At 43.7% G+C, this 26,002-nt stretch carries 29 protein-coding genes and 1 pseudogene; 13 read left to right on the top strand and 17 right to left on the bottom strand.

Annotated features, from left to right (window positions below; all coding sequences use genetic code 11):
* Positions 1–7: 7 nt before the first annotated feature.
* Both ecsB and ecsA read right to left on the bottom strand, forming a co-directional pair.
* Positions 8–1,234 carry an ABC transporter permease EcsB gene (ecsB, locus tag NSQ09_RS11295; RefSeq protein WP_041052751.1) on the bottom strand — a complete coding sequence of 409 codons (1,227 nt, stop codon included), beginning with the start codon at positions 1,232–1,234 and terminating at the stop codon, positions 8–10.
* Positions 1,227–1,970, bottom strand: a complete 744-nt coding sequence (gene ecsA, locus NSQ09_RS11290) for an ABC transporter ATP-binding protein EcsA (protein ID WP_003233230.1) — start codon at positions 1,968–1,970, stop codon at positions 1,227–1,229. Before ecsA ends, ecsB begins: the two co-directional genes overlap by 8 nt.
* 487 nt (positions 1,971–2,457) lie before the next feature.
* On the opposite strand from ecsA, the gene NSQ09_RS11285 reads away from it, so the two are divergent.
* The 3 genes from NSQ09_RS11285 to trpP all read left to right on the top strand — a co-directional run bounded on the left by NSQ09_RS11285 (position 2,458) and on the right by trpP (position 4,764).
* Positions 2,458–2,895 carry an HIT family protein gene (locus NSQ09_RS11285; RefSeq protein WP_041052754.1) on the top strand — a complete coding sequence of 146 codons (438 nt, stop codon included), beginning with the start codon at positions 2,458–2,460 and terminating at the stop codon, positions 2,893–2,895.
* A gap of 146 nt (positions 2,896–3,041) precedes the next feature.
* Positions 3,042–4,121, top strand: coding sequence for a 3-phosphoserine/phosphohydroxythreonine transaminase (gene serC / locus NSQ09_RS11280; protein WP_024571663.1), 1,080 nt, complete (start codon positions 3,042–3,044; stop codon positions 4,119–4,121).
* 124 nt (positions 4,122–4,245) lie between these two features.
* The gene (trpP, locus tag NSQ09_RS11275) at positions 4,246–4,764 is read left to right on the top strand and encodes a tryptophan transporter TrpP (RefSeq protein WP_003233236.1); all 519 of its coding nucleotides are present in this window, start codon (positions 4,246–4,248) and stop codon (positions 4,762–4,764) included.
* A gap of 74 nt (positions 4,765–4,838) precedes the next feature.
* Here the strand turns inward: trpP and NSQ09_RS11270 are convergent, their stop codons facing one another.
* Positions 4,839–5,030, bottom strand: a complete 192-nt coding sequence (locus NSQ09_RS11270; protein ID WP_003233238.1) for a hypothetical protein — start codon at positions 5,028–5,030, stop codon at positions 4,839–4,841.
* A gap of 129 nt (positions 5,031–5,159) precedes the next feature.
* Between NSQ09_RS11270 and NSQ09_RS11265 the strand changes: the two genes are divergently transcribed.
* Together NSQ09_RS11265 and NSQ09_RS11260 are read left to right on the top strand one after the other, a co-directional pair.
* Positions 5,160–5,516 carry a YtxH domain-containing protein gene (locus NSQ09_RS11265; RefSeq protein WP_003245875.1) on the top strand — a complete coding sequence of 119 codons (357 nt, stop codon included), beginning with the start codon at positions 5,160–5,162 and terminating at the stop codon, positions 5,514–5,516.
* A gap of 178 nt (positions 5,517–5,694) precedes the next feature.
* Complete coding sequence (locus NSQ09_RS11260) at positions 5,695–6,306, top strand: HTH-type transcriptional regulator Hpr (RefSeq protein ID WP_003239501.1); 612 nt, start codon at positions 5,695–5,697, stop codon at positions 6,304–6,306.
* Here NSQ09_RS11260 and NSQ09_RS11255 read toward each other — a convergent pair.
* Positions 6,303–6,644 (bottom strand): YhaI family protein, encoded by a 342-nt coding sequence (locus NSQ09_RS11255; protein WP_009966921.1) that lies wholly within the window; start codon positions 6,642–6,644, stop codon positions 6,303–6,305. The two genes, NSQ09_RS11260 and NSQ09_RS11255, sit on opposite strands and share 4 nt — an antisense overlap.
* 207 nt (positions 6,645–6,851) lie before the next feature.
* On the opposite strand from NSQ09_RS11255, the gene NSQ09_RS11250 reads away from it, so the two are divergent.
* The gene (locus NSQ09_RS11250) at positions 6,852–7,370 is read left to right on the top strand and encodes a DUF3267 domain-containing protein (RefSeq protein ID WP_024571666.1); all 519 of its coding nucleotides are present in this window, start codon (positions 6,852–6,854) and stop codon (positions 7,368–7,370) included.
* Positions 7,371–7,477: 107 nt separating this feature from the next.
* The gene (locus NSQ09_RS11245) at positions 7,478–7,660 is read left to right on the top strand and encodes a hypothetical protein (RefSeq protein ID WP_024571667.1); all 183 of its coding nucleotides are present in this window, start codon (positions 7,478–7,480) and stop codon (positions 7,658–7,660) included.
* Between the two features lie 52 nt (positions 7,661–7,712).
* On the opposite strand, the gene yhzE2 is transcribed toward NSQ09_RS11245, so the two are convergent.
* Entirely contained in the window at positions 7,713–7,799 is an 87-nt protein-coding gene (yhzE2, locus tag NSQ09_RS11240) for a sporulation protein YhzE2 (protein ID WP_003155248.1), read from the bottom strand.
* Positions 7,800–7,923: 124 nt separating this feature from the next.
* Positions 7,924–8,010: a sporulation protein YhzE1 gene (yhzE1, locus tag NSQ09_RS11235; protein WP_003327753.1), complete on the bottom strand. Its 87-nt coding sequence runs from the start codon at positions 8,008–8,010 to the stop codon at positions 7,924–7,926.
* A 159-nt stretch (positions 8,011–8,169) separates the two neighbouring features.
* Between yhzE1 and prsA the strand changes: the two genes are divergently transcribed.
* Positions 8,170–9,048 (top strand): peptidylprolyl isomerase PrsA, encoded by an 879-nt coding sequence (gene prsA, locus NSQ09_RS11230; protein ID WP_341031387.1) that lies wholly within the window; start codon positions 8,170–8,172, stop codon positions 9,046–9,048.
* Between the two features lie 40 nt (positions 9,049–9,088).
* On the opposite strand, the gene yhaL is transcribed toward prsA, so the two are convergent.
* The 6 genes from yhaL to NSQ09_RS11200 all read right to left on the bottom strand — a co-directional run bounded on the left by yhaL (position 9,089) and on the right by NSQ09_RS11200 (position 16,821).
* Positions 9,089–9,301, bottom strand: coding sequence for a sporulation protein YhaL (yhaL, locus tag NSQ09_RS11225; RefSeq protein WP_003233252.1), 213 nt, complete (start codon positions 9,299–9,301; stop codon positions 9,089–9,091).
* A gap of 124 nt (positions 9,302–9,425) precedes the next feature.
* Positions 9,426–10,370, bottom strand: coding sequence for a 3'-5' exoribonuclease YhaM (gene yhaM / locus NSQ09_RS11220; protein ID WP_041052771.1), 945 nt, complete (start codon positions 10,368–10,370; stop codon positions 9,426–9,428).
* Positions 10,371–10,443: 73 nt separating this feature from the next.
* On the bottom strand, positions 10,444–13,335 hold the full coding sequence (gene sbcE / locus NSQ09_RS11215) for a DNA repair/recombination ATPase SbcE (protein WP_129137552.1): 2,892 nt from the start codon (positions 13,333–13,335) through the stop codon (positions 10,444–10,446).
* 4 nt (positions 13,336–13,339) lie between these two features.
* The gene (locus NSQ09_RS11210) at positions 13,340–14,566 is read right to left on the bottom strand and encodes a metallophosphoesterase family protein (protein WP_086343647.1); all 1,227 of its coding nucleotides are present in this window, start codon (positions 14,564–14,566) and stop codon (positions 13,340–13,342) included.
* Positions 14,567–14,672: 106 nt separating this feature from the next.
* The gene (locus tag NSQ09_RS11205; RefSeq protein ID WP_003244912.1) at positions 14,673–15,932 is read right to left on the bottom strand and encodes an ABC transporter permease; all 1,260 of its coding nucleotides are present in this window, start codon (positions 15,930–15,932) and stop codon (positions 14,673–14,675) included.
* A complete protein-coding gene (locus tag NSQ09_RS11200) occupies positions 15,925–16,821 on the bottom strand; it encodes an ABC transporter ATP-binding protein (protein ID WP_003233262.1) in 897 nt (298 codons plus the stop codon). The genes NSQ09_RS11205 and NSQ09_RS11200 overlap by 8 nt, the downstream gene beginning before the upstream one ends.
* A gap of 126 nt (positions 16,822–16,947) precedes the next feature.
* Here NSQ09_RS11200 and NSQ09_RS11195 point away from each other — a divergent pair, with 126 nt between their 5' ends.
* Positions 16,948–17,133 (top strand): YhzD family protein, encoded by a 186-nt coding sequence (locus NSQ09_RS11195; protein WP_003233264.1) that lies wholly within the window; start codon positions 16,948–16,950, stop codon positions 17,131–17,133.
* Between the two features lie 20 nt (positions 17,134–17,153).
* On the opposite strand, the gene NSQ09_RS11190 is transcribed toward NSQ09_RS11195, so the two are convergent.
* Positions 17,154–17,921: an enoyl-CoA hydratase gene (locus NSQ09_RS11190; RefSeq protein ID WP_033881412.1), complete on the bottom strand. Its 768-nt coding sequence runs from the start codon at positions 17,919–17,921 to the stop codon at positions 17,154–17,156.
* 185 nt (positions 17,922–18,106) lie between these two features.
* Between NSQ09_RS11190 and khtS the strand changes: the two genes are divergently transcribed.
* The 3 genes from khtS to khtU all read left to right on the top strand — a co-directional run bounded on the left by khtS (position 18,107) and on the right by khtU (position 20,209).
* Positions 18,107–18,424, top strand: coding sequence for a K(+)/H(+) antiporter modulator KhtS (gene khtS, locus NSQ09_RS11185; RefSeq protein WP_014479329.1), 318 nt, complete (start codon positions 18,107–18,109; stop codon positions 18,422–18,424).
* Between the two features lie 63 nt (positions 18,425–18,487).
* Positions 18,488–18,985: a K(+)/H(+) antiporter subunit KhtT gene (khtT, locus tag NSQ09_RS11180; protein ID WP_003233269.1), complete on the top strand. Its 498-nt coding sequence runs from the start codon at positions 18,488–18,490 to the stop codon at positions 18,983–18,985.
* A 6-nt stretch (positions 18,986–18,991) separates the two neighbouring features.
* The gene (gene khtU / locus NSQ09_RS11175) at positions 18,992–20,209 is read left to right on the top strand and encodes a K(+)/H(+) antiporter subunit KhtU (RefSeq protein ID WP_014479328.1); all 1,218 of its coding nucleotides are present in this window, start codon (positions 18,992–18,994) and stop codon (positions 20,207–20,209) included.
* Between the two features lie 17 nt (positions 20,210–20,226).
* Here khtU and NSQ09_RS11170 read toward each other — a convergent pair whose 3' ends face one another.
* Together NSQ09_RS11170 and NSQ09_RS11165 are read right to left on the bottom strand one after the other, a co-directional pair.
* A complete protein-coding gene (locus NSQ09_RS11170) occupies positions 20,227–21,732 on the bottom strand; it encodes a coproporphyrinogen III oxidase (RefSeq protein WP_014479327.1) in 1,506 nt (501 codons plus the stop codon).
* A gap of 111 nt (positions 21,733–21,843) precedes the next feature.
* On the bottom strand, positions 21,844–22,710 hold the full coding sequence (locus tag NSQ09_RS11165; protein WP_003233277.1) for a Cof-type HAD-IIB family hydrolase: 867 nt from the start codon (positions 22,708–22,710) through the stop codon (positions 21,844–21,846).
* Positions 22,711–23,212: 502 nt separating this feature from the next.
* Between NSQ09_RS11165 and NSQ09_RS11160 the strand changes: the two are divergent.
* Positions 23,213–24,267: pseudogene (locus NSQ09_RS11160) on the top strand (DNA alkylation repair protein).
* A 43-nt stretch (positions 24,268–24,310) separates the two neighbouring features.
* Here the strand turns inward: NSQ09_RS11160 and NSQ09_RS11155 are convergent.
* Together NSQ09_RS11155 and NSQ09_RS11150 are read right to left on the bottom strand one after the other, a co-directional pair.
* Positions 24,311–24,664 (bottom strand): YlbF family regulator, encoded by a 354-nt coding sequence (locus NSQ09_RS11155; protein WP_003224239.1) that lies wholly within the window; start codon positions 24,662–24,664, stop codon positions 24,311–24,313.
* 92 nt (positions 24,665–24,756) lie between these two features.
* Positions 24,757–25,890 (bottom strand): DUF445 domain-containing protein, encoded by a 1,134-nt coding sequence (locus NSQ09_RS11150; protein ID WP_024571677.1) that lies wholly within the window; start codon positions 25,888–25,890, stop codon positions 24,757–24,759.
* Positions 25,891–26,002 lie beyond the last annotated feature (112 nt).

The following is a 26,002-nucleotide window of genomic DNA, read 5'->3' as shown; positions in this document are numbered from 1 at the left end:
TTTCAGTTCACAGCTTTCCGTGCTTTTTCAGCCTGGTTGTCATATAAGCAGGCAAAACAACAAAAATCAGAACGGCAGAACCGATCAGCGCGTACAGAAAACCGGTCAAGCCGGCTGCATAGGCAGATGCAACAGACATCAGCAGCGCTTGAATACTAAGTGCAGTTTTTAATAGAGAGAAATAGCTTTTCAGCTTTGTTTCTTTTTTCACAGGGTACAGCTCTTGAAGCGCCAGATGGTCAAAGTGGCCGAAGAGCGGCAGAAGCTGAATGCCCGTAATGAAAATGGCAAACACAGTCAAAACCGCTGTAATCAACGGGCTAGCTGAGACATACATAATGATCAGCGCGAAAACGATCGTTAATCTGACAAGAATGCCCAAATAATCACTCGAACGCAAAAAGGCGCGGGTGAACATATAGGCAAATGTTTTGCGCTGTTCAAACGGCACAAGCCGCAGCAAAAAGTCGAGATAAGCTCTGCGTTTGGCTTGCTTTCGCAAATGCGGCACATCAGTAAACAGGTTGGCAATCCGATAGAAACGCTGCTTTCGTCTCAATTCGGACTCAATATGGCTTTCCCATTTAAATGTTTTCCGTTTTGCTGCGGAAGACATATACAGATAAAGAACAGCCATAATGACATAGACGAGAAGCGCATACATATAAACAGATTGGAAAACAAAATAAAGAACGAGTGTATTCGCCGCAAAGCGAATGATGACGTCCATCCGTTTCATGCTGCGGTCGTTTTGGAAAGTCGTTCGCCATTCCATTACCTGATTCCACGCTTTCAGCAGCAACAGTTGGACAAAGACCGCGGCATACGATACGAGCGAAGCTCCCGGAGTGACTGCGAAATAAAGCGGCATCGCAACGATGCTCAGCGCAATCAGCGGAAACAGCTGAGACACATAGCTGTAGACAAACGCTTGCTTCAAGTAAGGCTCCATTTTTGCTTCAAGAGGCAATAAGAAAACAAGGTCAGCCTCCTTCAAAAGCGTTCGCACATAAGAGCTTGTCAACACGAGCGAAAACAGCACGGCCATCACCCAAAAGGACGGAAAGTGAGCGGGAATGTCCCGTATCCATTTGCTGTACCAGCTTGCAGCGCCCGCTAGAAAAAAAATCAAAACAATGACGAGGTGATCGTTGAGCATATATTTCATGTATGTTCTTGTTTCTTTGATATGCTCCTGCAGCCGCGACTGCCAAATATCAAGCATATTATTCATGGCCAGCGTCTTCCTTTGTAAGCTCAAGATACAAATCGTCCAGCGCCGCGTCCTTCATTCCAAACTGCTCTCTGAGCTCTGACAGCGTGCCGCGCGCCCGCACCTCGCCGTTATGTAAAATAATAAACGAATCGCAATAGCGTTCTGCCGTTGCCAAAATGTGTGTTGACATCAGCACGCTCGCCCCGCCTTTTTTCGCTTCATTCATCCGTTCAAGCAGCGCGTTAATGGCAAGCGGATCAAGCCCTAGAAAAGGCTCATCAATAATGTAGAGCGCAGGCTCTGCCAAAAAGGCGCACATAATCATAACCTTCTGCTTCATTCCTTTAGAAAAATGGGCCGGGAACCACTTCAGCCTCTTTTCCATTCGGAATTCCTTTAAAAGCGGAGGCAGCCTTTTCTCCATCGTTTCTTTTGACAGTCCATATGCCATGGCTGTTAGTTCAAGATGCTCCATCAGCGTCAATTCTTCGTATAAAACAGGTGTTTCAGGTATATAGGTAAATTGTGAACGGTAGCCTTCCGGATCCTCAGCAAACGTTTTACCGTTTAATTCGATTGAACCTTTATGCGGGTCCATCAGCCCGATGATGTGTCTGATTGTTGTACTTTTACCAGCACCATTCAGCCCGATTAAGCCGACAATTTGATTCGGTTCAAGGGTGAATGATACGTTTTTCAAAACCGGATTCCTTGTATATCCGCCGGTCAAGTCTTTTACCGATAGCAGAGACATAGTTTCTCCCCTTATAGTGTTTTTCTTCATAGTACCAAAAACAAGGCCTGATTTGAAACAATTCCCTTTTAACAAATGATGAATTTGCTGTCATAAAGAGACAGGGTTCTGGACATCATAATAGTTGTAGAGGAAAAGCATATCAACTGAAAAATGAGGTGTTTGTCAAAGACGTCTTAGAAACAGTTGGATAGAAAATAAACATGTCCAATGCTCAAACCATTTCTCTTCACTGAATTGATGAATTCTTCATGTATGAAGCAAATTGTCAAATGAGGTGTTTATCGCAGGAATCGTTAGGCATTAAACAAGTCTTCATTTTATTGACAAATGAGGTGCTTACCAAAGGCATAACATATTTTCTTCATATAAGCTCTTCCTCTGCATTCAGGGTGAACGCTCGCCGTTCATCCTGTTTTCTATTTTCTGCATTTCTGTGGTACGATGAGTGTATACATACTAAACAATTTCATAAGGAGGAACCCTCATGCATTGTGCAGAAAATTGTATCTTTTGTAAAATTATCGCCGGCGACATTCCATCCGCGAAGGTGTATGAAGATGAACATGTACTTGCCTTTCTTGATATCAGCCAAGTGACAAAAGGCCATACGCTTGTCATTCCGAAAACACATATTGAGAATGTATATGAATTTACAGATGAATTAGCAAAACAATATTTCCATGCTGTTCCGAAAATCGCCCGCGCTATCCGGGATGAATTTGAACCGATCGGCTTAAATACGCTGAACAATAACGGCCAAAAAGCTGGACAATCTGTGTTCCACTACCATATGCATATTATCCCTCGCTACGGAAAAGGAGATGGATTCGGAGCGGTTTGGAAAACGCATGCTGATGATTATAAACCGGAGGATCTGCAGAACATCTCTTCCTCTATCGCAAAACGCTTGGCCTCATCATAAGATGAGGTTATTTTATTTTGTGAACATTTCGCAAACATCCGTCAATTTCTTTTGATAATTCTAATTTTTTATCAAAAAACTGAATTTTTGTGATAGGATAATTGTATTATTTTATACATTAACGTGGAAAACAGGGAGAGATCATAATGGAACGTACAACGAATTTTAACGCAGGTCCTGCAGCGCTGCCACTGGAAGTTCTGCAAAAAGCACAGAAAGAATTTATTGATTTTAACGAATCCGGCATGTCTGTTATGGAGCTTTCCCACCGCAGCAAAGAGTATGAAGCGGTGCACCAAAAAGCGAAAAGCCTCTTAATCGAACTGATGGGCATTCCGGAAGATTACGATATCTTGTTTCTTCAAGGCGGGGCAAGCCTTCAATTCTCAATGCTTCCGATGAACTTTTTAACACCTGAAAAAACCGCACATTTTGTCATGACAGGCGCTTGGTCTGAAAAAGCACTGGCAGAAACGAAATTGTTCGGGAACACGTCTATCACCGCTACAAGTGAAACAGACAATTACAGCTATATTCCTGAGGTTGACCTTACGGATGTAAAAGACGGCGCATATTTACATATCACATCCAACAATACAATTTTCGGCACTCAGTGGCAGGAGTTTCCGAATTCTCCTATTCCGCTCGTAGCCGACATGTCCAGCGATATTTTAAGCAGAAAAATCGATGTGTCCAAATTTGATGTGATCTACGGAGGCGCCCAAAAGAACCTCGGCCCTTCCGGCGTGACTGTAGTCATTATGAAAAAAAACTGGCTGAAAAATGAAAATGCGAACGTCCCAAAAATCCTGAAATATTCCACACATGTCAAAGCGGATTCACTCTACAACACTCCGCCGACATTTGCGATTTATATGCTGAGCCTCGTTCTGGAATGGCTCAAGGAAAACGGCGGTGTGGAAGCTGTTGAACAGCGCAATGAACAAAAAGCGCAGGTTCTCTACAGCTGTATTGATGAAAGCAACGGCTTCTATAAAGGACATGCCAGAAAGGACAGCCGCTCACGCATGAATGTCACCTTCACGCTTCGGGATGACGAATTAACGAAAACATTCGTCCAGAAAGCAAAAGATGCGAAGATGATCGGCCTTGGCGGACACCGTTCGGTTGGAGGCTGCCGCGCTTCTATTTATAACGCGGTCTCTCTCGAAGACTGTGAAAAATTAGCTGCGTTCATGAAGAAATTCCAGCAGGAAAATGAGTAAAAAGTCTGGCTATGCAAACCGTCCGTTTGGTATACTGTTTGCATAATACATTCTGTAAAGCCTTCGCAATAAATGATGAGCATATTATTGGAGGGCAAAAAGCTTAGCAGAGGAGAGCATAGTTATGAAAACAAAAGAGTTAGTCATTATGGCTCTGTTTGCCGCAATCGGCGCAGCGCTTCATTCCATTATTCCGCCCTTTTTAGGCGGCATGAAACCAGATATGATGCTGATCATGATGTTCATGGGCATTCTGCTGTTCCCGCGGGTGCAAAATGTACTCGTCATCGGGATTGTGACCGGAATCATTTCCGCGCTTACAACCGCGTTTCCAGCCGGACAGATCCCTAACATCATTGATAAACCCGTATCAGCGTTTCTGTTCTTCTCCCTGTTTCTCTTGTTCAGAAAGAGCCGAAAAACAGGTGCAGCCGCTGTGCTGACAGTGATCGGGACCATCTTATCAGGAATTGTGTTTCTATCGTCAGCTTTATTGATCGTCGGTTTGCCGGGCGGTTTCGCCGCATTGTTCGCGGCTGTTGTTCTGCCGGCTGCTGTGCTGAATACAATCTCAATGATCATTATTTATCCGATTGTGCAAACCATTTTAAGGCGTTCAAGCTTTATGGAAGCTGCTAAATAATTGTCACACAAAACCTCTTCCGCTTCCGGGAGAGGTTTTTTTGAAACAGAGCGCCCGCAGCATGTCAGCATGTTTTAAGCGAGGAGTTTTGTGAAAAAGATAAGACATAGTGTAAAGGCGGTTCCGGTTGAACAAACAAGCGCTTTCTGCCGGATAACCCTCTTGGGCGGATAAGAAGCAGCCTGGCTGAGAAGTTTGATATAGTAAACAGCGCCTGAAGCGAAGGCAAGGGTGATGCAGGATAATACAATCAAAAAGACAGACAACCTTCTCCCTCCTTTTCACTTAAAAAATATGCTAAAATAAAGCAAGCTATGTATAGAAGTTCAGGCTTTCAACAAAAATGAAAAATGCTGAATGAATCCTATTTTGAAGAAAAAGACGGGGTGATTGTAATGGCGAGCGGACGTTCTCTATTAACAGGACTATTCGTAGGCGGCATCATCGGAGGAGCAGCGGTTCTTCTTACTGCACCTTCCTCAGGAAAGCAGCTGCGTGAAAAAATGAAAACCAATTATGATTCTTTTGAAGAAACAATCAAACGCTTAAAGTCAGACGGGCTTGCATTAAAAGACCAGCTGATCAAAGCGGCAAAAGAAAGCACGGATGTTATTAAAGACGTGGGCGGCGAGCTCCAAACATCAATTAAAAAATGGCAAGAAGAGATCAAGCCTCACCAGCAGGATCTGCAAAAAGAAATTGCCGATATCGAAGAGAAAATCAGACAGCTGGAGAAAACCTTACAAAACTAATATCCTATTCAAAAGAAAAAAATGCGGGCCAAAATTGGACCCGTATTTTTTTTTGGCCGAAAAACCCTTTCGTCGCAATGGTTTGTGAATTTATTAAAAAATTCTTACATTTTCATCTTTATTAATCTTTATTTTATTGGCATAATAGAGAAAAAGAAAAAGAGAAGCAGGTGACGTAATGAATCGAGTGGAACCGCCCTATGATGTGAAAGAAGCTCTGGTTTTCACCCAGAAAATGGCTCAGCTTAGCAAGGCTCTTTGGAAATCGATCGAGAAGGATTGGCAGCAATGGCTCAAACCGTATGACCTGAATATTAATGAGCATCATATTTTATGGATTGCGTATCAATTGAATGGAGCTTCCATTTCTGAAATCGCGAAATTCGGGGTCATGCACGTATCAACCGCATTCAACTTTTCAAAAAAGCTGGAAGAACGGGGATATTTAAGGTTCTCCAAACGGCTGAATGATAAACGGAACACATATGTCCAATTGACTGAGGAAGGTACCGAGGTATTCTGGAGCTTGCTTGAGGAATTTGATCCGACACGCAACGCTGTTTTTAAAGGGTCACAGCCTTTGTATCATTTATTCGGAAAATTTCCTGAAGTGGCAGAAATGATGTGTATGATACGCCATATCTACGGCGATGATTTTATGGAAATTTTCGAAACGTCACTCACCAATATTGACAATGACTTTGAAAGCGTAAACGGAAAACTGAAGAAAAAAGCAAAGGACAGTGCGGCGGATGAACCGGCTGAAGAGCTTGAACCTGTAAACAGTTAATCAAAATGCTTCATGATGTCGATAAAGACTTCCATCAGCTCTTGATAAAGCCCCTGCTCATACAGGGCAAAAATCGTTTCATGAACATCTAATTTTTCATTCAGCTGTCCGGCAAAAAGCGCAAGGAGCTTATCAAAGGTTACAAATCCTTGCGCTTTTTGTGTTGCCAGCTCTTCCGACAATTCATCGCATATCCTCATAACCGCTTCCCCTTCTTCCTTGCTCAGCCCTTTGTCAATGAGAAGCGCATAGAAGGGGTACCTGTCCATATCTACTGTTTTCACTAATAATTGTATGTAATATTCTAATCGCTCAATGCGATGATCCATCGAATCCATCCACACCACTTCTTTCTATCTTTAATCTTATTTTAGCTGATAATTCACTGAGAAGAAAGTTCTAACCCCATATTTCGCAGTTTGTTTGCTTGTTTCAAAAAAATACCTGCCGGATGATATTTTTTCTTAAAAAAGCATTGATTTTTTCTCTTGGGAGGAGTAAATTATTTTGAGATTCTATTCAAGATGTATGGAAGGATGACTTTGATGAATTGCTGGAAGACCATAAATCTCATGAAGGATTATGGCGCCGTTCGCATAATATTAACTGCTGTATGTTTTATGATTTTGGTTTTTATATCTACCTTTTTAGCTTTTGAGCTGCTGCGGCCTGGCACAAGCTTAAGCGATGAATATGTATCTTTATTCGGCGGTTTGCTCGTCGTTATTTTATTTGTACATAAAGTCATCCATGTCCTGCCAATCATCTGCAAAAAAAGAAAAATAGAAAAAAAGTTTTACATATTGCGCATGCGCACATGGAAACGTATACCAAAAACAACAATGCTCATTTCACTAGTAAGCCCGTTCTTGCTGATTACACCGGTATTGTTTTACGCAGCACTGGCATTTCCGAATCATGCTCATTATTTCTGCATGATCTCGGGCATTCACGCCGGCTACTGTCTGCCTGATTTCCTGCTGGCTCTCAAGCTGGTAAAAGCACCGAAAACCGCTTTTATTGATCAGGAAGCAGACGGCTTGGATATTCTTGTTGAAAAGTAGTCAAACCCTGGTGCTGATGGCGATTTTTCAATTTGCATTCTATCTTTTTTAATAAATATTTGGTAATGTAATATGGGACAGTTCAGAGAGAGGGGGAATCTCCCATCATTTTATTCTATTTTATCGTGGCTGCCGTGTTTATTTTATATTTCATAAACAGGCTCACCAATACATTATGCCTTGTCAGAGAGATTCCTGAAGAGCGGCAAGATAAGGTATTCCGATTTATTAATGTATCTATATTAATTTTACTGATCTCTTCGTTTGTGGAGATCTCCTTTACAGTGTAAATACGAAAGAAAGCATAGCTGCTGATTAAGCAGCTATGCTTTTTTATGTTGATTAGTACAGCCAAGAAGCGCCGATGATAATCAATAAAATAAATAACACAACCAATAAAGCGAATCCGCCTGCAAATACTTCACCCATCTTAAAAAGCACCTCCTGTAATAAGCTTTATTTACCAATTACATGTTATGCAATTCATGTTTGAAACGATTAGGCGCTAGTGAAAATAAAGGATCGCTTATGTTGCAAGCGATCCTCGGGCTGCTTAGTAGATGTAAGCTGCACCTACGATGATAAGCAAAATGAACAGTACTACGAGCAACGCGAATCCGTTAGAGTATCCTCCGCTCATGTTACATACCTCCTTTTCTTGATCAATATATAAGTATGTCATCAGCAAAAGTTTGACTAGACGAATGCCCTTTATTTAAAATCTTTTTACAGAAAGCCACAATATGTTATGATACGCATAGGTAATTTAATTTGGAATGATTAGGAGTGTTTGAAAACAATGAAGAAAATCGCAATAGTAGCTATCACTGCTACAAGCATCCTCGCTCTCAGTGCTTGCAGCAGCGGCGACAAAGAAGTCATCGCAAAAACAGACGCAGGCGATGTCACAAAAGGCGAGCTTTACACAAACATGAAGAAAACAGCTGGCGCAAGCGTACTGACACAGCTAGTGCAAGAAAAAGTATTGGACAAGAAGTATAAAGTTTCGGATAAAGAAATTGACAACAAGCTGAAAGAATACAAAACGCAGCTTGGCGATCAATATACTGCCCTCGAAAAGCAATATGGCAAGGATTACCTAAAAGAACAAGTAAAATATGAATTGCTGACACAAAAAGCGGCTAAAGATAACATCAAAGTAACAGACGCCGATATCAAAGAGTACTGGGAAGGCTTAAAAGGCAAAATCCGTGCAAGCCACATCCTTGTTGCTGATAAAAAGACAGCTGAAGAAGTAGAGAAAAAGCTGAAAAAAGGCGAGAAGTTTGAAGATCTTGCGAAAGAATACTCAACAGACAGCTCTGCTTCACAAGGCGGAGATCTAGGCTGGTTTGCAAAAGAAGGCCAAATGGACGAAACATTCAGCAAAGCTGCATTCAAATTAAAAACAGGTGAAGTCAGTGATCCTGTCAAAACGCAATACGGCTACCATATCATTAAAAAGACAGAAGAACGCGGCAAATACGATGATATGAAAAAAGAGCTGAAATCTGAAGTACTTGAACAAAAACTAAATGACAGCAATGCCGTTCAGGAAGCTGTTCAAAAAGTCATGAAGAAGGCTGACATCGAAGTAAAAGATAAAGATCTGAAAGACACATTTAATACATCTTCAACAAGCAACAGCACTTCTTCATCTTCAAGCAGTTCCAAATAATAAAAAAGCTGTGCAGGCTCATTGAGCCGCACAGCTTTTTTTATGCGATGGAATGGTTTTGATTTTCTTCTTCATGCTGCTGAGAACTGCGGCGTTCTCGCTCCTTTTCCATCCTCTCCATATAAATCTGCCCTTCTTTTTCAATAAAAGCCTGGTCTACTTTTTCTTCCTCTTTGGCTGCCGCTACAAGTTTATATGCGCTGAAAATAATGCCTACAATACAAAGATACACCCACCACGGAAAAAATAACACGGGCTCCTCCCCCTTTGCATAGATTCTTTATTCTTAACCATATGCGGGAATGAGACGAGTTATGTGCGGGAAAGACGCATCAAAAAGGACTGAGCTGAATATGTCAGCATCAGTCCTTTTTAAGTTAATTATGAAATGTCGGTTTATAAAAGGAACGGTTTTCCAGTGCAAATACACGTTCAGTATACTCGCCAGGCTTCACGCGTTCAAGCGCTCTGTCCATCATATTCATTTTTGCATCCAGATTGTCTATATAGTGAAGAATTTCCGCTTCTTTCACCATAGGCGGTTTCGGGCTGCCCCATTCTGCTTTGCCGTGGTGACTCAAAATCAAATGCTGAAGAATTAACACCTCTTCAGAATCGATTTGAAGCTCCTCAGCCGCTTTTGAAAGCTCTGTCACCATGATGGAAATATGGCCGAGCAAATTGCCTTCAACCGTATATGAAGTGGAAACAGGGCCGGACAGCTCCTTCACTTTTCCAAGATCATGCAGGATGACACCGGCATAAAGCAGATCACGATCAAGAGACGGATATAAATCTGCTATTGCTTTCGCCAGGTTCAGCATAGAGACAACATGATACGCCAAACCTGAGACAAACTCATGGTGGTTTTTCGTAGCCGCCGGATAATCCATAAACTCAGCTTCGTGTTTTTTAACCAAAAACCTTGTGATTCGCTGGATATTCGGATTTTTCATTTCAAATATATATTGAGTGATGGTGTCCATCATTTCATTTTTCGGAATCGGCGCGGTTTCTAAAAAATCATCAATATTGACGTTTTCTTGCTCGCTTACCGGTCTGATATTTCTCAGCTTCAGCTGGGTGCGTCCGCGATAATGGTGAACATCGCCGACGACCTTGACAATCGTCTGCGGCGCATAGGTCACTTCATCACTTTGCTTGGCATCCCACAGCTTCGCTTCAATATCGCCTGACTGGTCTTGCAGCATCAGCGTCAAAAACGGTTTTCCATTGCTTGCAATCCCTTTCGTCGAGGATTTAATCAATAGATACTGGTCCACCTGTTCGCCAACCTCATGTAGCATAATCCCTTTAGCCATTCTATTAAAGCTCCCTCCGTATCTTACATAATACCAGTATATCACATACCGATTTTCAGCTATAGAACCTCTTTTATGACACCAAATGGATGATTTGGCTGCTATGAAATGCATCTTTTACGTGCTCATGGCATGTAAAATACAAAATCTGCCTACCGCCTTTGGATAAATCATACAGAACATGTAATACACGTTTCAGCCTTTCCTGATCAAAATGAACAAAACTGTCATCAAGCTGAAACGGAAGCATTGACCCATCCTGGCGCGTAACGGCCAAAGCAAATCGGATCGCTGTATACAGCTGTTCACAGGTCCCTTGTGACAGCTCTTCCGCATGATAGACAGTTCCATCGCGATGCATAACCATGATCGAATCATCCGTTTCGGAAAAATAAATGGTTTGGTAGTTTCCGTCAGTCAGAGGGCGGAAGAATTCTCCTGCCGTCTCTAGAAGGCGCGGAAGCTCGATTTTTTTATGCCGCTCCAATTTGTTTCTGATCACCTGTTTGATCATTTGTATCGAGGCCCATTTTTTAGCCGTTTCTTTTACACGTTCTTTTTGCATTTCGGTTTGAAGCTTGAGGTCTGACACCAATCCCGAGGCCTCTAATTGTTCCTGTTTGACTGAGAGCAGTGCGATTTGGCTGCGGAGCCGCTCGATCTCCTCAGTCAGCCGCTCTTTTCTTTCATTTTCAACAAATTGCTTATCTTTCAATTCAGAAAGCGTATTGGAATCTGCCAGTTCAAGTTCCTCCGGGTGTCCGCCTTGAAGCTGTGCGTTTACGTGATGAAGCTTGTTCTCCGTATCCTTCAATTGCCTGCTGATGTCGGCTATGGCAAAAAACGCATCTCTGTCTTTTGCAGCAGCCGCGGCAAATAACTGTTCGATCTGTGCGTGGAAATACTGTATTTCTTGCTCAAGTTCAAGCATCTGTTCCTTTGTATAATGAATATCTGTTTCAATTTCCTTTTTTTGCTTCTCAATTTCTTTTTCACGTTCAATGTTTTTCCGCAATGTGTGAAGGGCGTCCGAAATGGAGATATCCTGACTCTGATTCACGGGACGAAGCATACTGACGCGTTCTTCGAATGTTCTCCGGTGCTTTTTCAGCCTGCCTGCTTCAATGGTCAGCTCATGCTTTTTCTTCACTTCTTTTTTAACATCCTTCATTAAGCTGTATGCATCAAGCAAAAATGATGGATCTTCCTTAAATCCGAGCTCATTCATAAAACGCTCAACCTGTGTAAAGGACGGCGCCATTTCGGCTTCCCACTGTTCAAACTGCTGGATGACCCTTTCATACGCCGCCTCTTTTTGCTGGAGCGCTGCACGCTGTGTGAGAAGGTGCCGCTTATTGCGGTCATCCTCCCATAACGCTTCTCTAAGCATTTCAGCTTCTGCTGGTGAAATATCCGTCATGGGCTGTCTTGTCTCTCGGCTGTTTCGAGAAGACGGTTTTCCTGATACAAGCCAATACACAATAAGTGCAGCGCCGAAACTTATGGCGGGAATCCATTGCTGCAGCAGAGAAAAGAGAACGATGAACAACATACCAGCTACAATGACAGTCTTTTTCTGTTTAGCCTGCTGTCTTTCAAAAAACGTTAGCTGTTCTCTGAGCTTCGCTTGCTCTTGGTGCTGCCCCTGTGTTTCATCATATGCTCTAAGAGCTGCTTCTTTATCTTTTCTTTGGCTGTTTTCAAGAATCGCGGACGAAGCGGCATGAACGGCCTTTTCCGCGTCTTCCAGCTCTTGCCGGGCAAGTTCAAACGTCTCGTCAAGCTGCCGTTTTCTGTCTCTTGCCTGTACATATTGCTGCACCGCTTGCTGAAGCTGCCATTCATAATCATATGAGGTGTTCATATTCAGGAGCTCATTTTCATCCGTTTTATTGAGCTGTTCCAGCCCTGCCGCTGTCTGCGCAGACGTCTGGCGCAGCTGTGCCTGAATGGCGGCCAGCTGTTCTCCCCAGGATTGGTACATATGAAACCCTGCCGAAAGCTCTTGTATCAGCGTTTCTTTCGCCAATAGTTCTTTATTGGGGATAAGCTTTTGCCTCTGTTTGTCCAACTCCGCCATCTTCACCCGAAGCGCCTCAAGCTGTGCTGATTTCGGGTGCAGATGGGATTCATATTTTTCCAGCTGATGCAGTCCGTCAGCAGGAAATTGTCCTGCATGTTCCGGAAATTCTGCAATCACCTGTTCGAGTGTCGCTTTTTCATTTAGCAATGGTTTTCGCTCAATCGCTCCCTCAATCATTCGGATATGTCCCGCCGTCTCTTTCAATTCGGTTTCCGCGGCTGCAAGGCGGGCTTCAAGCGTTCGTTTTTCCCCGAGAAGCTGATGATAGCCCGCTTCCTCTGCTTCAGCCTGTTTTAGCTTCACTGCCAGCTGCTTAAGCGTTTCCAGCTCCTGATTCAATTGAGGGTTTCGCCCATTTGGTTTATAGAGCCTTTCGCTTTCCTTCGTCAGCCTTGAATCAAGCTTTGATACGGCTTCAGCACCAAACAAGCTGGAAAAGAGCAAAAATTCCCCTATCTTATCCCGATTAAAGGCGTGAATTTCCTGCAGCCCGAATACGTCAAACGAATATATGGCTTTGTACAACGACCTGTCTGTGCCCTGGAACAGCTGCTTTAAAACATCTCCCTGCTTTACTTCGCCCTTTTCTGTGTACACGCTTAGTTTTTCGGCAGTCCCTTTCGTCCGTTCGATCTTCAGCACCCCATATTCAGGATGTTCAGCTTCAAGAACACCGCCGTAGACACCGCCTGTTTTCGGTTCATATTTTTTTGTTTTTGGAAAACCGAACAGCATACTTTCAATAAATGACATCATCGTCGTTTTTCCTGCCTCATTTAATCCGTAAATTACTTGGACAGGAGAGGCGGAAAAGTGAAAGGTCCGATTGGAAAATTTTCCATATTGGTAGATATGTAAAGATATAATTCGCAAAGCTGTCACCGCCTCATGTATCAAGCACCTTAAGCTGCCTTTTCAATAAAATCTGTGCCTGCTCTTTTATTTCCTTTACTTCCTCTTGGCTAAACCGGTCCGCGTGCCTTCTATACACTGGATGCCGCTCAAGCCCTTCCAGCACGTCTGACAGATCGCTGCGATCAATGTCTTCAAATAAACCGCCAAAAAAAGGATCAAGGTTTGTTAGGTTTGCTTCGTTTTCTGTCTCATCGTCCAATCTAAGAGGCCAAACGAAACGTTCCTCCTCCGCTTCTTGCTCCTGAAGAGCTTCAAGAAACTCATCTAAGGTGCCTTTTGGCGCCTCCAGCAGCCATTCCGGCGCCGTCCCTTGTAAAACAAGCCTTACACAAACAGGGCTCCCCTTTTTCCGCAGCCTCGAAAACGTGTTCTCCACCATTTGGAAGAGGGCGGTCATATTCTTTGCCTCCGTCACATCAACCGCCGCTTTTTCCCACAGGACATCGTGCGCTCTCTGAAATTCATAAGATATATCTCCGTTTGTCACATGAACGAGATAATAGCCTTTATCTCCCGTCTCCTTCATATGGCGTGCTTGCGTGTTTCCCGGGTAAATGACTGCCGGATGCTCGGCAGATAGAACCTGGCGTTTATGTATATGGCCAAGCGCCCAATAATCCATCCCGCTTTTCACGAGGTCGTCATGTGTAAACGGGCAATACGGATCGTGTCCTTCAGATCCTGACAGCGTGCCGTGGAGCATGCCGATATGAAACGGTGCATCAGTTGATCTCCGATAGCGGGCGGCTTGGTTTTCCATCACTGCTCTGGCCTGATAGCTGAAGCCGTAAATGCTTGCTATGCGCCTGCCTTCTTTAAAAAATGATTTTTCTTCTGGAACAGCGGACGAAAAAATATGGACATTCTCAGGCCATTCAATCGGCGTCCACTCCCCGCCAAGATGATCGTGATTCCCAAAGATGACGTATACCGAAATTCCGCACTCTCTGAGTCTTTCAAACTGTTTTTTCAAAAAGAGCTGAGCCTTTAAGCTTCGATTGGCTTCATCAAACAGATCTCCCGCAAGCAAAATGAAATCAACGTGCTCTCTCACTGCGGCGTCTATCATATGTCTCACGCTTGCAAACGTGCTTTCTTTAATCCGGGCAAAAATCGGCTCCGGCAGATGCGATATCCCGTAAAACGGGCTGTCAAGATGAAGATCTGCCGCATGAATAAAGGTTAGATCAGTCAACATTCTGCTCCTTTCCAGGATGAAGTACCCTTATTTTAGCACCGAATTCTTGCGAATGCACGTTCTGTCAATAAAGAAACAGCCTGAGAATCCCCAGGCTGTTTTCCAATCAGTTTTTCGCTAAACGAAGCGCTTGTTTGATCGCTTTGAACGCGCTTGAATTGCCGTAAATTAATACACCGCCTTTATAAATTCTGGCGCCGATAACGGCCAGTATGACAATGGTGAGCAGTGTGATTCCGATTCCGACAGCCGCCTGCCAGAACGGAATATCAAGCATGCCGACGCGCAGGAACATAATCATTGGCGTAAAGAACGGAATAAACGAAGTTACCGTAATAAATCCTGCGTCAGGCGCATTCAAACCGAACATCGCGATCATAAAACCGGCGACAACCAAAAGCGTCATCGGCGTGATCGTTTGCTGCACGTCCTCTATTCTGCTGACGACACTGCCGAGAAACGCGGCAAGTGTCGCGTACAAAAAGTATCCGAGCAAAAAGAAAATGACAGCATAGATGACAGTGGTTGCAGATACGTCGGTCAAATTAAGGAACCCGCCGACAGATGAAGCCGTTTCGCTCTTTTGGTTCAGCTTAAGCGACAGAGAGCCGGCTCCTATAATAATAGCAAGCTGTGTGATCCCGACAAGCCCGATACCAAGCAGCTTTGCAAACATTTGCTGGATCGGCGGCATACTTGAGATCAGGATTTCCATAACTCGCGAAGATTTTTCGGTTGCGACCTCCATCGCTATCATGCTGGCATACATAATCACCGAGAAATAAATGACGAACAGCATAATGTAAACAAGCCCTACCGTCTGGCCAAGCTCTTCCTCAGACTTTGCCCCTTCTTTCAGCGCCTTCTGCCCCACAGTAACGGGCGCATAAAGGCTGCTAATCGTTTCCTGCGACACGCCGAGCTCCGCTGTTCCGACAGCTGTTTTGGTTTGCGTCAGCGCCTGCTGCAGCGTTTGATACGTGCTTTCATCAGAAATCGTTAACGCTTTATATGTTCCTGAAATGGTCCCTTTTTCATCTCGTTTGATGATGAGCATGCCATCGAGTGATTCATCTTTGACTTGCTTTGTGACCTCATCCTCCGATTGCTTCGACAGCTTCACATCAAGATCGCCGTCAGTATCCACCGCTTTCAGCTGCTTTGAAAAAACCGGATATAATTCGTTTGTTTCATCAACAACGGCGATTTTTTCTTTCGCATCGTCACCTTGAAACAAAGAAATGATCGACTCTAGATTCGTTACAACTAAAACAAGCAGCACCGTGATGACAGTCGAAATAATAAAGGATTTTGCCATAATCTTATTTTTATATGTATGAGAAAGCATGATCCAAAATTTATTCATAGACGGCCCCCACCTTTTCTATAAAAATATCATGCAGTGACGGCTCTTCAAGCTCAAACTTTCTGATAAACCCTTTTCCTTGGAGCATAGCAAAAATCTCTTGAGAAATGTCTTCATTGGCAATCTGCAGCTTGACGCCGTCTGCCGTTTCCTTCCATTGAAGAATGCCTTCATGGGACTGCAAAAAGCGCAGATCGTCATCGGAGTGAATGGTGACATTCTTTTTACCGAAAGAACGCTTGATCTCCTTCAGCTTGCCTTGTACAACCGGTTTTCCTTTCTGCAATATGCAAAGGTTCTCACAAAGCTCCTCCACATGTTCCATCCGATGGCTTGAAAATAAAATAGAAACACCGCTGTTTTTCAGCGAGATCACAGCCTCTTTTAACAGCTCAACATTGACAGGGTCCAAGCCGCTGAATGGTTCATCAAGAATCAGGAGCTCCGGCTTATGCAAAACTGCCGAAATGAATTGGATTTTCTGCTGATTCCCCTTCGAAAGCTCTTCCACCTTCTTATTCTCGTAATCTGTAATATTGAAGCGTTCAAGCCATGTCCCGAGCTCTTTTACAGCCTCTCGCTTCTCCATCCCTTTTAATCTGGCAAGATAGACGAGCTGATCTCTTACCTTCATTTTCGGATAAAGGCCCCGTTCTTCCGGCAGATAACCGATTTTGTTGCTGATATGATAATTCACAGGACGGCCCTTCCAGCTGATTGAGCCCTCCGTAATGCTTAATAATCCTAGGATCATGCGAAACGTCGTTGTTTTTCCAGCTCCGTTTGCGCCTAATAGACCGAACATTTGCTGTTCCGGAATATCTAAGTCCAATCCGTCAACGGCTTTATAATCTCCAAATGTCTTCGTTACGTGATCAATTGTAAGCACTGAATCTCCTCCTTCCCTGACCCATTATATACTAATTTTGGATAAAGCATAATAAAGGATTTTGATTTCCTTTTTAGAATATAAATGAAGAAAGACTGATAAACCTTAAAATGGAGGAGAAACCTGATGGCTGATTATTTCCTTACCGTATTTGATCCTTCGGGGAACACGCTGGTAAACGAGCAATTCGAGGCAGAACATGAAGAAGCGGCAAAAACGCATGGTGAAGCCCTCTTAAAAGAAAAAGAGCTTCATAGTCATACTCATCGTTTAGTCAATGCAGCCGGAAAGCTGATTTTGTTTCACAGATGATCAGCTTTCCGGCTGATCTGTTACGCTTGAAACTTCGGCTCCCGTTTTTCTAAAAAGGCACGGATTCCTTCTTGGTGATCCTTGGTCCTTCTCATTCTCTCTTGGGCGCTGCGCTCAAGGGATAGCACTTTTTTCAGTTCTTCAATCTGGAGGCTTTGAAAAATAGCTTTCGTTTCGATCATCGCCAAAAGAGGGGAGGCCAACAGGGTTTCGATAATGGGTCTTGCGCCTTCGGCAGGGTCTCCGGCAAATGTCCCATCAAGAAGCCCCATATCGGCAGCTTCTGAGGCAGATAGTTTTTTTCCGCTCCAAATCAGTTTTTTCGCTTTTGCTTCACCGATTCTTTTTTTCAGCAAATAATGTCCTCCGCCGTCCGGAACAAGCCCAATGCCGATAAAATTCATCGCGAGGACGGCGTTTTTTTCAGCGAGCACAATGTCCGCACAAAGCGCCAAACTCAGGCCCAGTCCCGCAGCAGCACCATGAATGGCTGCAATTGTCACTTTCTTCATCTGATATAAATTCAAGGTGACAGCCTCAATCGTATCCATCAGCCGTTTAAATTGATCAGGGTCATGCTCTGACGTCATCATTCTGATATCACCACCGGCCGAAAAGCCTTTCCCGCTTCCTCTCAGAAGAACGATGAGCGCCTCGCTTGCAGCCGCCATTTCGACTGCCTCCTTCAATTCAGACAGCAACTGTTCATTCAGGGCGTGATGGGCATCAGGCCGATTCAGGATAATCTCTGCAACGGCCCCATTACATGCATATTGAACAAACTCCATATGAAGCACCTCCAAGTATACGCTTTCTTTTTTCTTTCTCCTATACATTTCCCGCCATCCTCAAATAAACCTTTTTATTTTTCAAGGTCAATAGATACTGAAAAAGGCATATTGTTTGAATGGAAACATAAAGTTTTATATAGTGAAAAAGAAGGGATATCTTGACGAGAAGGGAGGAAAGGAACATGGATAAATTGCTGATCAGTTTTCTGTTAGGTTTATTTATGGTGTACTTTCCCCCTTCGGACGTGGTTCTGCCTTCCCAGTTTGAAGCTAGCACTGACAGCTATGTGCCTATGTCCTCATATCCGCAGGAAACACAATCGGCAAAAACGCCATCGCCGGGCAGCATGCACCCGGCTGAGCTGATCAAAGAGTACAGCCCTCTGGCGCAGTCTGTCAGGCAGCTCTCTGTCAAACCACTTGACGAACCGCTGATAAACAGGCTGGAAAAGGCTTTGGCCGTCCCTGTCAAATACCAGTCTAATTACCTCCGAATATAATTTGCTCAAGTTTTATTTATAACTCACCCTATACTGCCAACACTACATTCGGAGGGATTTTCATTGAATATTAAAGAAAACGATCTGCCGGGCATCGGCAAAAAGTTTGAAATCGAAACAAGAAGCCACGAAAAAATGACGATTATCATTCATGATGACGGAAGAAGGGAAATTTACCGGTTTAATGACCGGGACCCGGATGAGCTTCTTTCAAATATTTCATTGGATGATTCTGAAGCAAGGCAAATTGCAGCTATTCTCGGGGGCATGGTCTATAAACCGCAAGCTCTGGAGTCCATCGAAATGGCCTTCAGCGATCTGATTATTGAATGGTTTAAGGTCGAAAAAGGCGCCAAATCGATCGGGCGCACACTCGGAGAGCTTGATGTCCGCCAGAATTACGATGTCACTGTGATTGCCATTATCAAACACAACCAGGAAAAGCTCCTAAATCCCGGAGCCGATTCGATTATTGAAGAAAATGACACCCTTGTCCTCTCAGGTGAGAGAAAGCATCTGAAGAAACTGATTCACGATTTTCTTTCTGGAGAGGGCGTGTGAGCCCCGATGGACCATCTTGTATTTGAAGTCGGAACTGCACTTGTCCTTGTGGCAATCGCCAGTGTGATCGCCAATAAAATTAAATTTTCGATTATTCCGTTTCTGATTGTGCTGGGAATGCTTGTTGGACCGCACGCGCCTAAAATGGGGATTATTGATCTAACATTTATTCAAAGCAGTGAAATCATCGAGTTTTTCGGGCGAATGGGCGTACTGTTCCTCCTCTTCTATCTCGGACTCGAATTCTCTGTCGGGAAGTTAATCAAATCAGGAAAATCAATCGCGGTCGGCGGGACGATTTATATTTTGATTAACTTCAGCCTCGGACTGCTTTACGGGTTTATCACCGGATTTTCCTTTCTGGAAGTCCTCATCCTCGCAGGCGTCATCACAATCTCGTCAAGTGCGATTGTCGCAAAAGTGCTCGTTGATTTAAAAAGAACCGCCAATCCGGAAACCGAATTGATTCTCGGCATCATCATGTTTGAAGATATTTTCCTTGCCGTATATCTGTCCGTTGTTTCCGGGCTTGTGCTAGGTGATGCGACATCCGTAGGGAGTGCACTCTTGTCCATTTTGATCGCCTTCGGTTATATGCTGCTGTTTTTTATCGCAGCAAGAAAACTCCCGCCGCTGTTGAACAAACTGTTGGACATTCGCTCAAACGAAGTGTTTATTATCGTCATTTTCGCAGCACTCTTTTTTATCGCCGGGTTTTCAGAGACGATTCATGTAGCAGAAGCAATCGGCGCGCTGCTGCTCGGTTTGGTCTTTTCAGAAACAGAGCATTCCGATAGGATTGAACACCTCGTTGTTCCGTTTCGCGACTTCTTCGGTTCGATGTTCTTTTTCAGCTTCGGCCTCAGTATCGATCCGTTTTCGCTTGGTGAAGCGGTTTGGCTTGCGTTGGGTGCAGTGATTTTGACCATTCTGGGAAATTTTATCGCCGGAATGGTGGCAGGACGACGCGCAGGGCTTTCTCATAAGGCTTCATCGAATATCGGGCTGACGATCGTATCGCGGGGAGAATTTTCGATTATCGTTGCGAATCTCGGAATAGCCGGCGGACTGTCAGCCACATTAAAGCCGTTTGCCGCATTATATGTCCTCATTCTGGCGATTTTGGGACCGCTTGTCACAAAGGAATCAAAACGAATTTACCGCTTGCTGAACAAGGTATTTAAATGGAAGCCTGATGTTCAGCCCGCAAAAAAACAGGGATAAAAAAAGCAGCACTGTGATCAGTGCTGCTTTGTCGTCTTCTCAAAAATCTGCTCTAAATATTTGATTTTTTCGTCCGTGTAGTGCTCGAAGCGCTCATTGTACGATTTCGGATCTTTCGGATTCGCAAAATGCGTGATTTTCCCTGTATCCCGATCAATAAATTTACTAGCAGCGCCGCAGCCGATGCCAATAATCGTCTGCACCTCTTCCATAATCATAATGTTGTAGATGCTTTCTTGTCCCGGCAAAGAGTATCCGACGTTTTCAAGGTTTCCAAGAATGTTTTTCTGGCGGTATAAATAATAAGGCACGTACCCATGCTCTTTCGTCCAGGCTACCGCGTCTTCCATCATTTGAGAAACCTCTTCCCTGCCGGCAACTTTGTACTTATGCTTGTTTCTCGTCATTTCTGACGCCCGTTTAAATGAAAGAGTATGAACGGTAAGGGATTCCGGCATCAGTTTTTCTGTTTCTGAAAGACTGTGCCTAAACTCCTTCACGCCTTCCCCAGGCAAACCAATAATCAAGTCCATGTTAATATTATTCATGCCGTGCTGGCGTGACAGATGATATTTCTCAATGGTCTCTTCAACCGTATGGTGCCGCCCGATCGCCTTTAGCGTTTCGTTTTCGTAGGATTGCGGATTGATGCTGATCCGATCAATGTCATATTTGTTTAAAACGGCGAGTTTTTCTTCTGTAATCGTGTCAGGACGACCGGCCTCCACCGTAATCTCACGAATGTTTTTCACATCCGGGAAGGAGCGGACCATTTCTTCATACAGCAGATCCATCTCCTCCGCTGTAATGCTTGTCGGCGTCCCGCCGCCAAAGTAAATGGTTGTAACCTTAACATCATGCTCCTTCAGCCATTCACCAATCTTCTGCATTTCGTAATGCAGTCCCCATAGGAATGAGCCGACTCTGCCCGCCTGTCCTTGGATAGCGTACGCAGGGAATGTGCAATACGCGCATTTTGTCGGGCAGAACGGAATGCCGATATAAATGCTGACTTCATCCTTTACTCGGTACAAATCCGGAACTGCCGCCAGCTGACGGTCAACAATTTCCTGCATTAGCATGATTTTTTCATCATGAATTAAATAGTCTTTTTTCAACTCAGCATGCGCTTGCTCCTTGGACATTCCGCTTTGCAGTTTTTTATGAAGCAGCTTTGTGGGCCGGATTCCTGTGAGGATTCCCCACTTCTGCGTAATGCCCGTATGCGCCTGAAGAAGATTGAGATACACATAAGAAATTGTGTTTTTCACTTGCTTAAAAGCTTCTTTTTCATTCATGCCGGGAGAAAAGAATTTTGTATGCTGTTCCTTTATGCCAGTTCCCTTCACTTCTCCCGAAACCGTCACATGCTCATCCGTTTGTGACAACGCTAAAGAAATGACAAAATCTGCGGGCTCCTCTCCGCCATACGCAAGCTCGCACTCTTCATAAAACAAATTTGCAATATTTTGCAGAGGCCGATGCAGGCGGTCATCATGTATGCCTTCTATTTTAATTTGCAACTTCATCACCTAATTTATCAGATTCAAAACTTTCTTTAGTGTACAGAAATAAACTGCTAAAATCAATCCGGCAAAAAAGCCGCCGCACCTGTCAGGGTGCGAGCGGCTTTTTTACACACGTTTCATGTGGAACTTATCAAGAAATCCTTTTCGCTGCTGCATTCGGAAATATTCCTTCATCATATAAGCGACACCTTGCTCGTCATTGGACCTTGTAACCCAATCTGCCTTTCTCTTAATTTCCGGAACGGCATTCCCCATCGCTACCCCAAGACCGGCAAGTTCGATCATCGGCAGATCGTCATACTGATGCCCAATGGCCACGACATCATCCATACTCAGGCCCAGCTCTGAAGCGACGAGGGCCAAACCCGCTTCCTTCGAGACACCTTTCGGGACGATATTCAGCTTCTCATCGTTTACGCGAATCACATCCACTGCAGGGAAGGCTTTTGTAATCGTTTCTGTAATGTCATGCTGAATGTCGTGCTCCGTGTACACCTCGATGACGGGTGCACTCACCGGCTCATCCATGAGGAGATCGCTTAATGATTCAACGAACTGGACTGGATAGAAGATCGGGTCAGACGGATGAATGAGTGCTTTCCCCAATAAATTCGAATTCACCTTTTTCTTGTTTCCGATGGAATACTTTTCGTGAAGAAGCCGAATATTACATTGATAGCTCTCCAGCACTTGAACAATGTTAAAGGTATGATCATCAGAAATTCTTTTTTCAAAAAACGGGGCGTCAATTTTCTCAGCGATATATGCCCCGCTATGGGTGATCAGCTTGGCATCAAGCTTTAGCGATTTCGCTATTTTCTGTGCTGAGCGAAAATGACGGTTGGTCACAAGTGTGACGTAAATCCCTTTTTTCTTTACATATTCAATCGCGTCTTTCGTTGCCTGATGAATCTTCCCGTTCGACCGAAGCAGCGCTCCATCTATATTTAAGGCAAGCAATTGTTTTGACACAGAGATGTCCCCCTCCTTGATGACTGTACTTGTGTATAGGATATGACCCTGTCTCTGTGTTTAGAACAACCTTTTCTTAAAGCAAAAAAAGCCTGGCTCAGCAGACTTTATAATGGCTTGTTGATAGGATACGATCGAAGCAGCCATTCTCCCTAATATCGTTATTTCGATTTACGAAAAATCATGTATCAGGAACCCCTTGTTTGACCAATGATGCGCTCCGAACACTTACTCTCTGTTGCTTATCCCCTCTATATAACGGCATGATATGCGACCGTATCCATTTGAAATAGGTAAGTGTAGGCGCTTTCAATGTTATTATCTCAGTTTTCTTTTCCGATGACAAGGGTTTTTTTAACTAAAAAAAGTAACCAACTTTTGTATATCCGTGGTAGGATCAGTTGTTAATTTTTAGGACTATACACTTGATCTAGAACGTACATTCCCATACAATATAAATAATAAACGAAAAAGCGGTGTTTATATGGCTGATTAAAAATAAATATATAATGAAGAACTGATATCTCAGTTGATCCATCATGTAAGGTCATCCTATCCTGATTTTAACAAAAACAGATTCTTGGATACTTTACGGCTGGAGGACTGGCCTGAACTCACTTTAAAAGAGCGGATGCGCCGCGTGACAGTTTCTTTATACGAAACTTTGCCAAAACAATACGTTGAAGCGCTCACAATTTTACGGGATACAGCCCCTCATTTTAAAGGACTCAGCGGAATTTTATTTCCAGATTATGTGGAACAGTACGGGTTAGCGCATTGGGAAGAATCAATAAAGGCATTGGAATACTTTACGCAATATTCGACCTCAGAATTTGCTGTAAGGCCTTTTTTGCTGTTAGATCAAGAAAAGATGATTGCACAATTGCTTGCATGGTCTGAGCATAAAAATGAACACGTGAGAAGGCTTGCGAGCGAAGGCAGCAGGCCCGCCTGCCATGGGGAAAATCGATACCGGCTTTGAAATCGGACCCTTCCCCCGTATTGCCGATCCTTGAGAAGCTGATGCAGGACGAGTCCTTATATGTAAGAAAAAGCGTGGCCAACAACCTTAATGATATATCAAAAACGCATCCTCATTTACTGAGAAAAGTCGCAGATCAATGGTACGGAACACATCCCCATACAGACTGGATTATCAAACACGCCTATCGGACCTTATTAAAAAAGGGGGATAAACAGGCCTTAGCGCTTTTTGGTTATGAAAATGCTGATTCGATACAACTACATGATTTAACATGCCAGCCCAAACGTATAGTTATTGGCGAAAGCCTTGAATTTTCTTTCTCTATTCATTCAGATAGGGATCAAAAAGTAAGAATTGAGTACGCAATTGATTTTGTAAAAGCAAGAGGCCAGCGTCATCAGAAAGTATTTAAAATAACAGAAACAACTATGCGAAAAAACGAAACGAAATCACACACAAGAATCCAATCCTTTAAGGATTTAACCACCAGAAAGCATTACAAAGGAATTCATACATTATCAGTGATCATCAATGGAGAGGTAAAAGATTCATTGGATTTCCAAGTTTGCTGAATGAATAAAAAATCCCTTCTTATCCAAGAAGGGATTTTGCTGATTAGCCTTCAACACTGCCGTAAAGCTCTTCCAAAGGCTTCATAATGATTTTGTTCAATTCACCAATCAGCATGCTCATGCGCTGCTCCGCTTCCATCAGCTGAGAAATTTTTTCGTGCTGCTGTACAAGCGCTACTGTTTTTTGAGCCTGCGTCACTTCTTCTTGTGTAATCTCTTCTCCTGCCATTTGTTTTTGCTGGAGTCTAAGCTGTACATCACGGAAGTTTTCGAACATGCGCTTCGCTGATTCATCTGCGTTAACTTCGTCGTAAAGGTTTTTTAAACGGGTGAACTCTTCGCTCCCGCGTAATGCATTTTCCAGATCATACGCTACATCATAAAAATTAACAGCCATTGTAAATAGCTCCTTTCATCATTGCCGTTTGACATACCACTCCACTATAACAGACTATGGAGCTCCTTTCATTAATCAAAAACCATTTCTTCTTAAAAAAGGATGACAAACAGTGCTTGAATCGCGCCTATAATTCCGCCGAGAAGGCCCCCCAAATAGGTAATCATTTTAAATTCTTTTTTTGAAATGGACAGCACCATTTCTTCAAGACGCTCCACCGGGAACTGATCCACCTGCTCCTTGACGATTTCCTCAAGACGCAACCGTTTTAAGACACTTTCAAGGTTGGACGAAATCCCTTCAAGCAATTTGTCTAATAGTGCCGGCAGCATTTGCTGGGTCAGCTCAGATTCATAGCGGACGGTAAGCGTGCCAATCGTATTGTTGAAGAAAGGGGCAGTCGAAAATGCTTGCAGCATTCTTCGTTTCAAACTGAAAATGAGCGCCTTTGCATTCCATTTTTCGTCTGCTTCATTAAACGTATACTCCCTCAGCTTGCCCCATTCGTTTTTTAAGAGATCAGAAAGCAATTTATTTGTTTCCTCATTCCGCAAGAATTTCAGCAGCTCCGGCAGTACGCGATCCGCAAGGCTTGAATTGCCAAGAAACATTTGCACCATGCTTCCAAGCATACCGCGCTCTTTTAAAAAGTCATCAATCATATTGCCAAGACGGATTTTTCCTTCATCACTTTCAAAATAACGGACACTCCGTGACAATATATATCCTGAAATCATCGGAATTTTTTCCTCAAGCTTTTCCTGCACCTCTATAGGCACCAGCTCTTTTAACGATTGGTCCCCGTATTGGCGGAAAAGCTCATTCAGCTTATCATCGGTCCAGCTGCTGATCCATGCATCAGCAGCTTTTTCGGGGCGCTTCATCCCGGCTTTTTCAAGCGCTTCTTTTACTGTCACTTCAGAAAGTGACAGCTTTTGAATCAGCTGTTCCCCCGCTCGAAGAGCCTGCGTTTTGGCTGCATCAGAGACGAGCCGCTTTTTAATGCCTTCAGGGGTTAAGAGATGATTGACTACCATCAGTCCCATTTGTTTTGCAAGTTCATCTCGCCGTCTTGGAATCAGCCCGGGCGTAAAAGGAACTCGCTTCCCAAACAAATAGTACGCTTTATACGGCCTAAACAGCATTTGAATTGCTAAATGATTGGTCACCGCTCCAATAGCAGCGCCGATCACGATCATAAAAATAAAGGTTCCTGCAATACCCATTCCTATTCATCTTCCTCCATCTGTGCTTCAGCTTTTTTCATATAGATTATGTACCTATACGTATTATAGAGGCTCATGCAATCCCTTAGCAAACGAGGAGACAAATTCCTGT

The sequence above is a fragment of the Bacillus sp. FSL W8-1202 genome, assembly GCF_038006165.1.
Classification (GTDB): Bacteria; Bacillota; Bacilli; order Bacillales; family Bacillaceae; genus Bacillus; species Bacillus subtilis.
The sequence above is the reverse complement of the archived record's forward strand: the minus strand, read 5'-3'. Positions and strand labels throughout refer to the sequence as shown.

Coding starts and splice junctions, on each gene's coding strand:
- ecsB (WP_041052751.1), bottom strand. CDS start 1,234: ATGAATAATATGCTTGATATTTGGCAGTCGCGGCTGCAGGAGCATATC.
- ecsA (WP_003233230.1), bottom strand. CDS start 1,970: ATGTCTCTGCTATCGGTAAAAGACTTGACCGGCGGATATACAAGGAAT.
- NSQ09_RS11285 (WP_041052754.1), top strand. CDS start 2,458: ATGCATTGTGCAGAAAATTGTATCTTTTGTAAAATTATCGCCGGCGAC.
- serC (WP_024571663.1), top strand. CDS start 3,042: ATGGAACGTACAACGAATTTTAACGCAGGTCCTGCAGCGCTGCCACTG.
- trpP (WP_003233236.1), top strand. CDS start 4,246: ATGAAAACAAAAGAGTTAGTCATTATGGCTCTGTTTGCCGCAATCGGC.
- NSQ09_RS11265 (WP_003245875.1), top strand. CDS start 5,160: ATGGCGAGCGGACGTTCTCTATTAACAGGACTATTCGTAGGCGGCATC.
- NSQ09_RS11260 (WP_003239501.1), top strand. CDS start 5,695: ATGAATCGAGTGGAACCGCCCTATGATGTGAAAGAAGCTCTGGTTTTC.
- NSQ09_RS11255 (WP_009966921.1), bottom strand. CDS start 6,644: ATGGATTCGATGGATCATCGCATTGAGCGATTAGAATATTACATACAA.
- NSQ09_RS11250 (WP_024571666.1), top strand. CDS start 6,852: ATGAATTGCTGGAAGACCATAAATCTCATGAAGGATTATGGCGCCGTT.
- yhzE2 (WP_003155248.1), bottom strand. CDS start 7,799: ATGGGTGAAGTATTTGCAGGCGGATTCGCTTTATTGGTTGTGTTATTT.
- yhzE1 (WP_003327753.1), bottom strand. CDS start 8,010: ATGAGCGGAGGATACTCTAACGGATTCGCGTTGCTCGTAGTACTGTTC.
- prsA (WP_341031387.1), top strand. CDS start 8,170: ATGAAGAAAATCGCAATAGTAGCTATCACTGCTACAAGCATCCTCGCT.
- yhaM (WP_041052771.1), bottom strand. CDS start 10,370: ATGGCTAAAGGGATTATGCTACATGAGGTTGGCGAACAGGTGGACCAG.
- NSQ09_RS11210 (WP_086343647.1), bottom strand. CDS start 14,566: ATGTTGACTGATCTAACCTTTATTCATGCGGCAGATCTTCATCTTGAC.
- NSQ09_RS11205 (WP_003244912.1), bottom strand. CDS start 15,932: ATGAATAAATTTTGGATCATGCTTTCTCATACATATAAAAATAAGATT.
- NSQ09_RS11195 (WP_003233264.1), top strand. CDS start 16,948: ATGGCTGATTATTTCCTTACCGTATTTGATCCTTCGGGGAACACGCTG.
- NSQ09_RS11190 (WP_033881412.1), bottom strand. CDS start 17,921: ATGGAGTTTGTTCAATATGCATGTAATGGGGCCGTTGCAGAGATTATC.
- khtS (WP_014479329.1), top strand. CDS start 18,107: ATGGATAAATTGCTGATCAGTTTTCTGTTAGGTTTATTTATGGTGTAC.
- khtU (WP_014479328.1), top strand. CDS start 18,992: ATGGACCATCTTGTATTTGAAGTCGGAACTGCACTTGTCCTTGTGGCA.
- NSQ09_RS11155 (WP_003224239.1), bottom strand. CDS start 24,664: ATGGCTGTTAATTTTTATGATGTAGCGTATGATCTGGAAAATGCATTA.
- NSQ09_RS11150 (WP_024571677.1), bottom strand. CDS start 25,890: ATGGGTATTGCAGGAACCTTTATTTTTATGATCGTGATCGGCGCTGCT.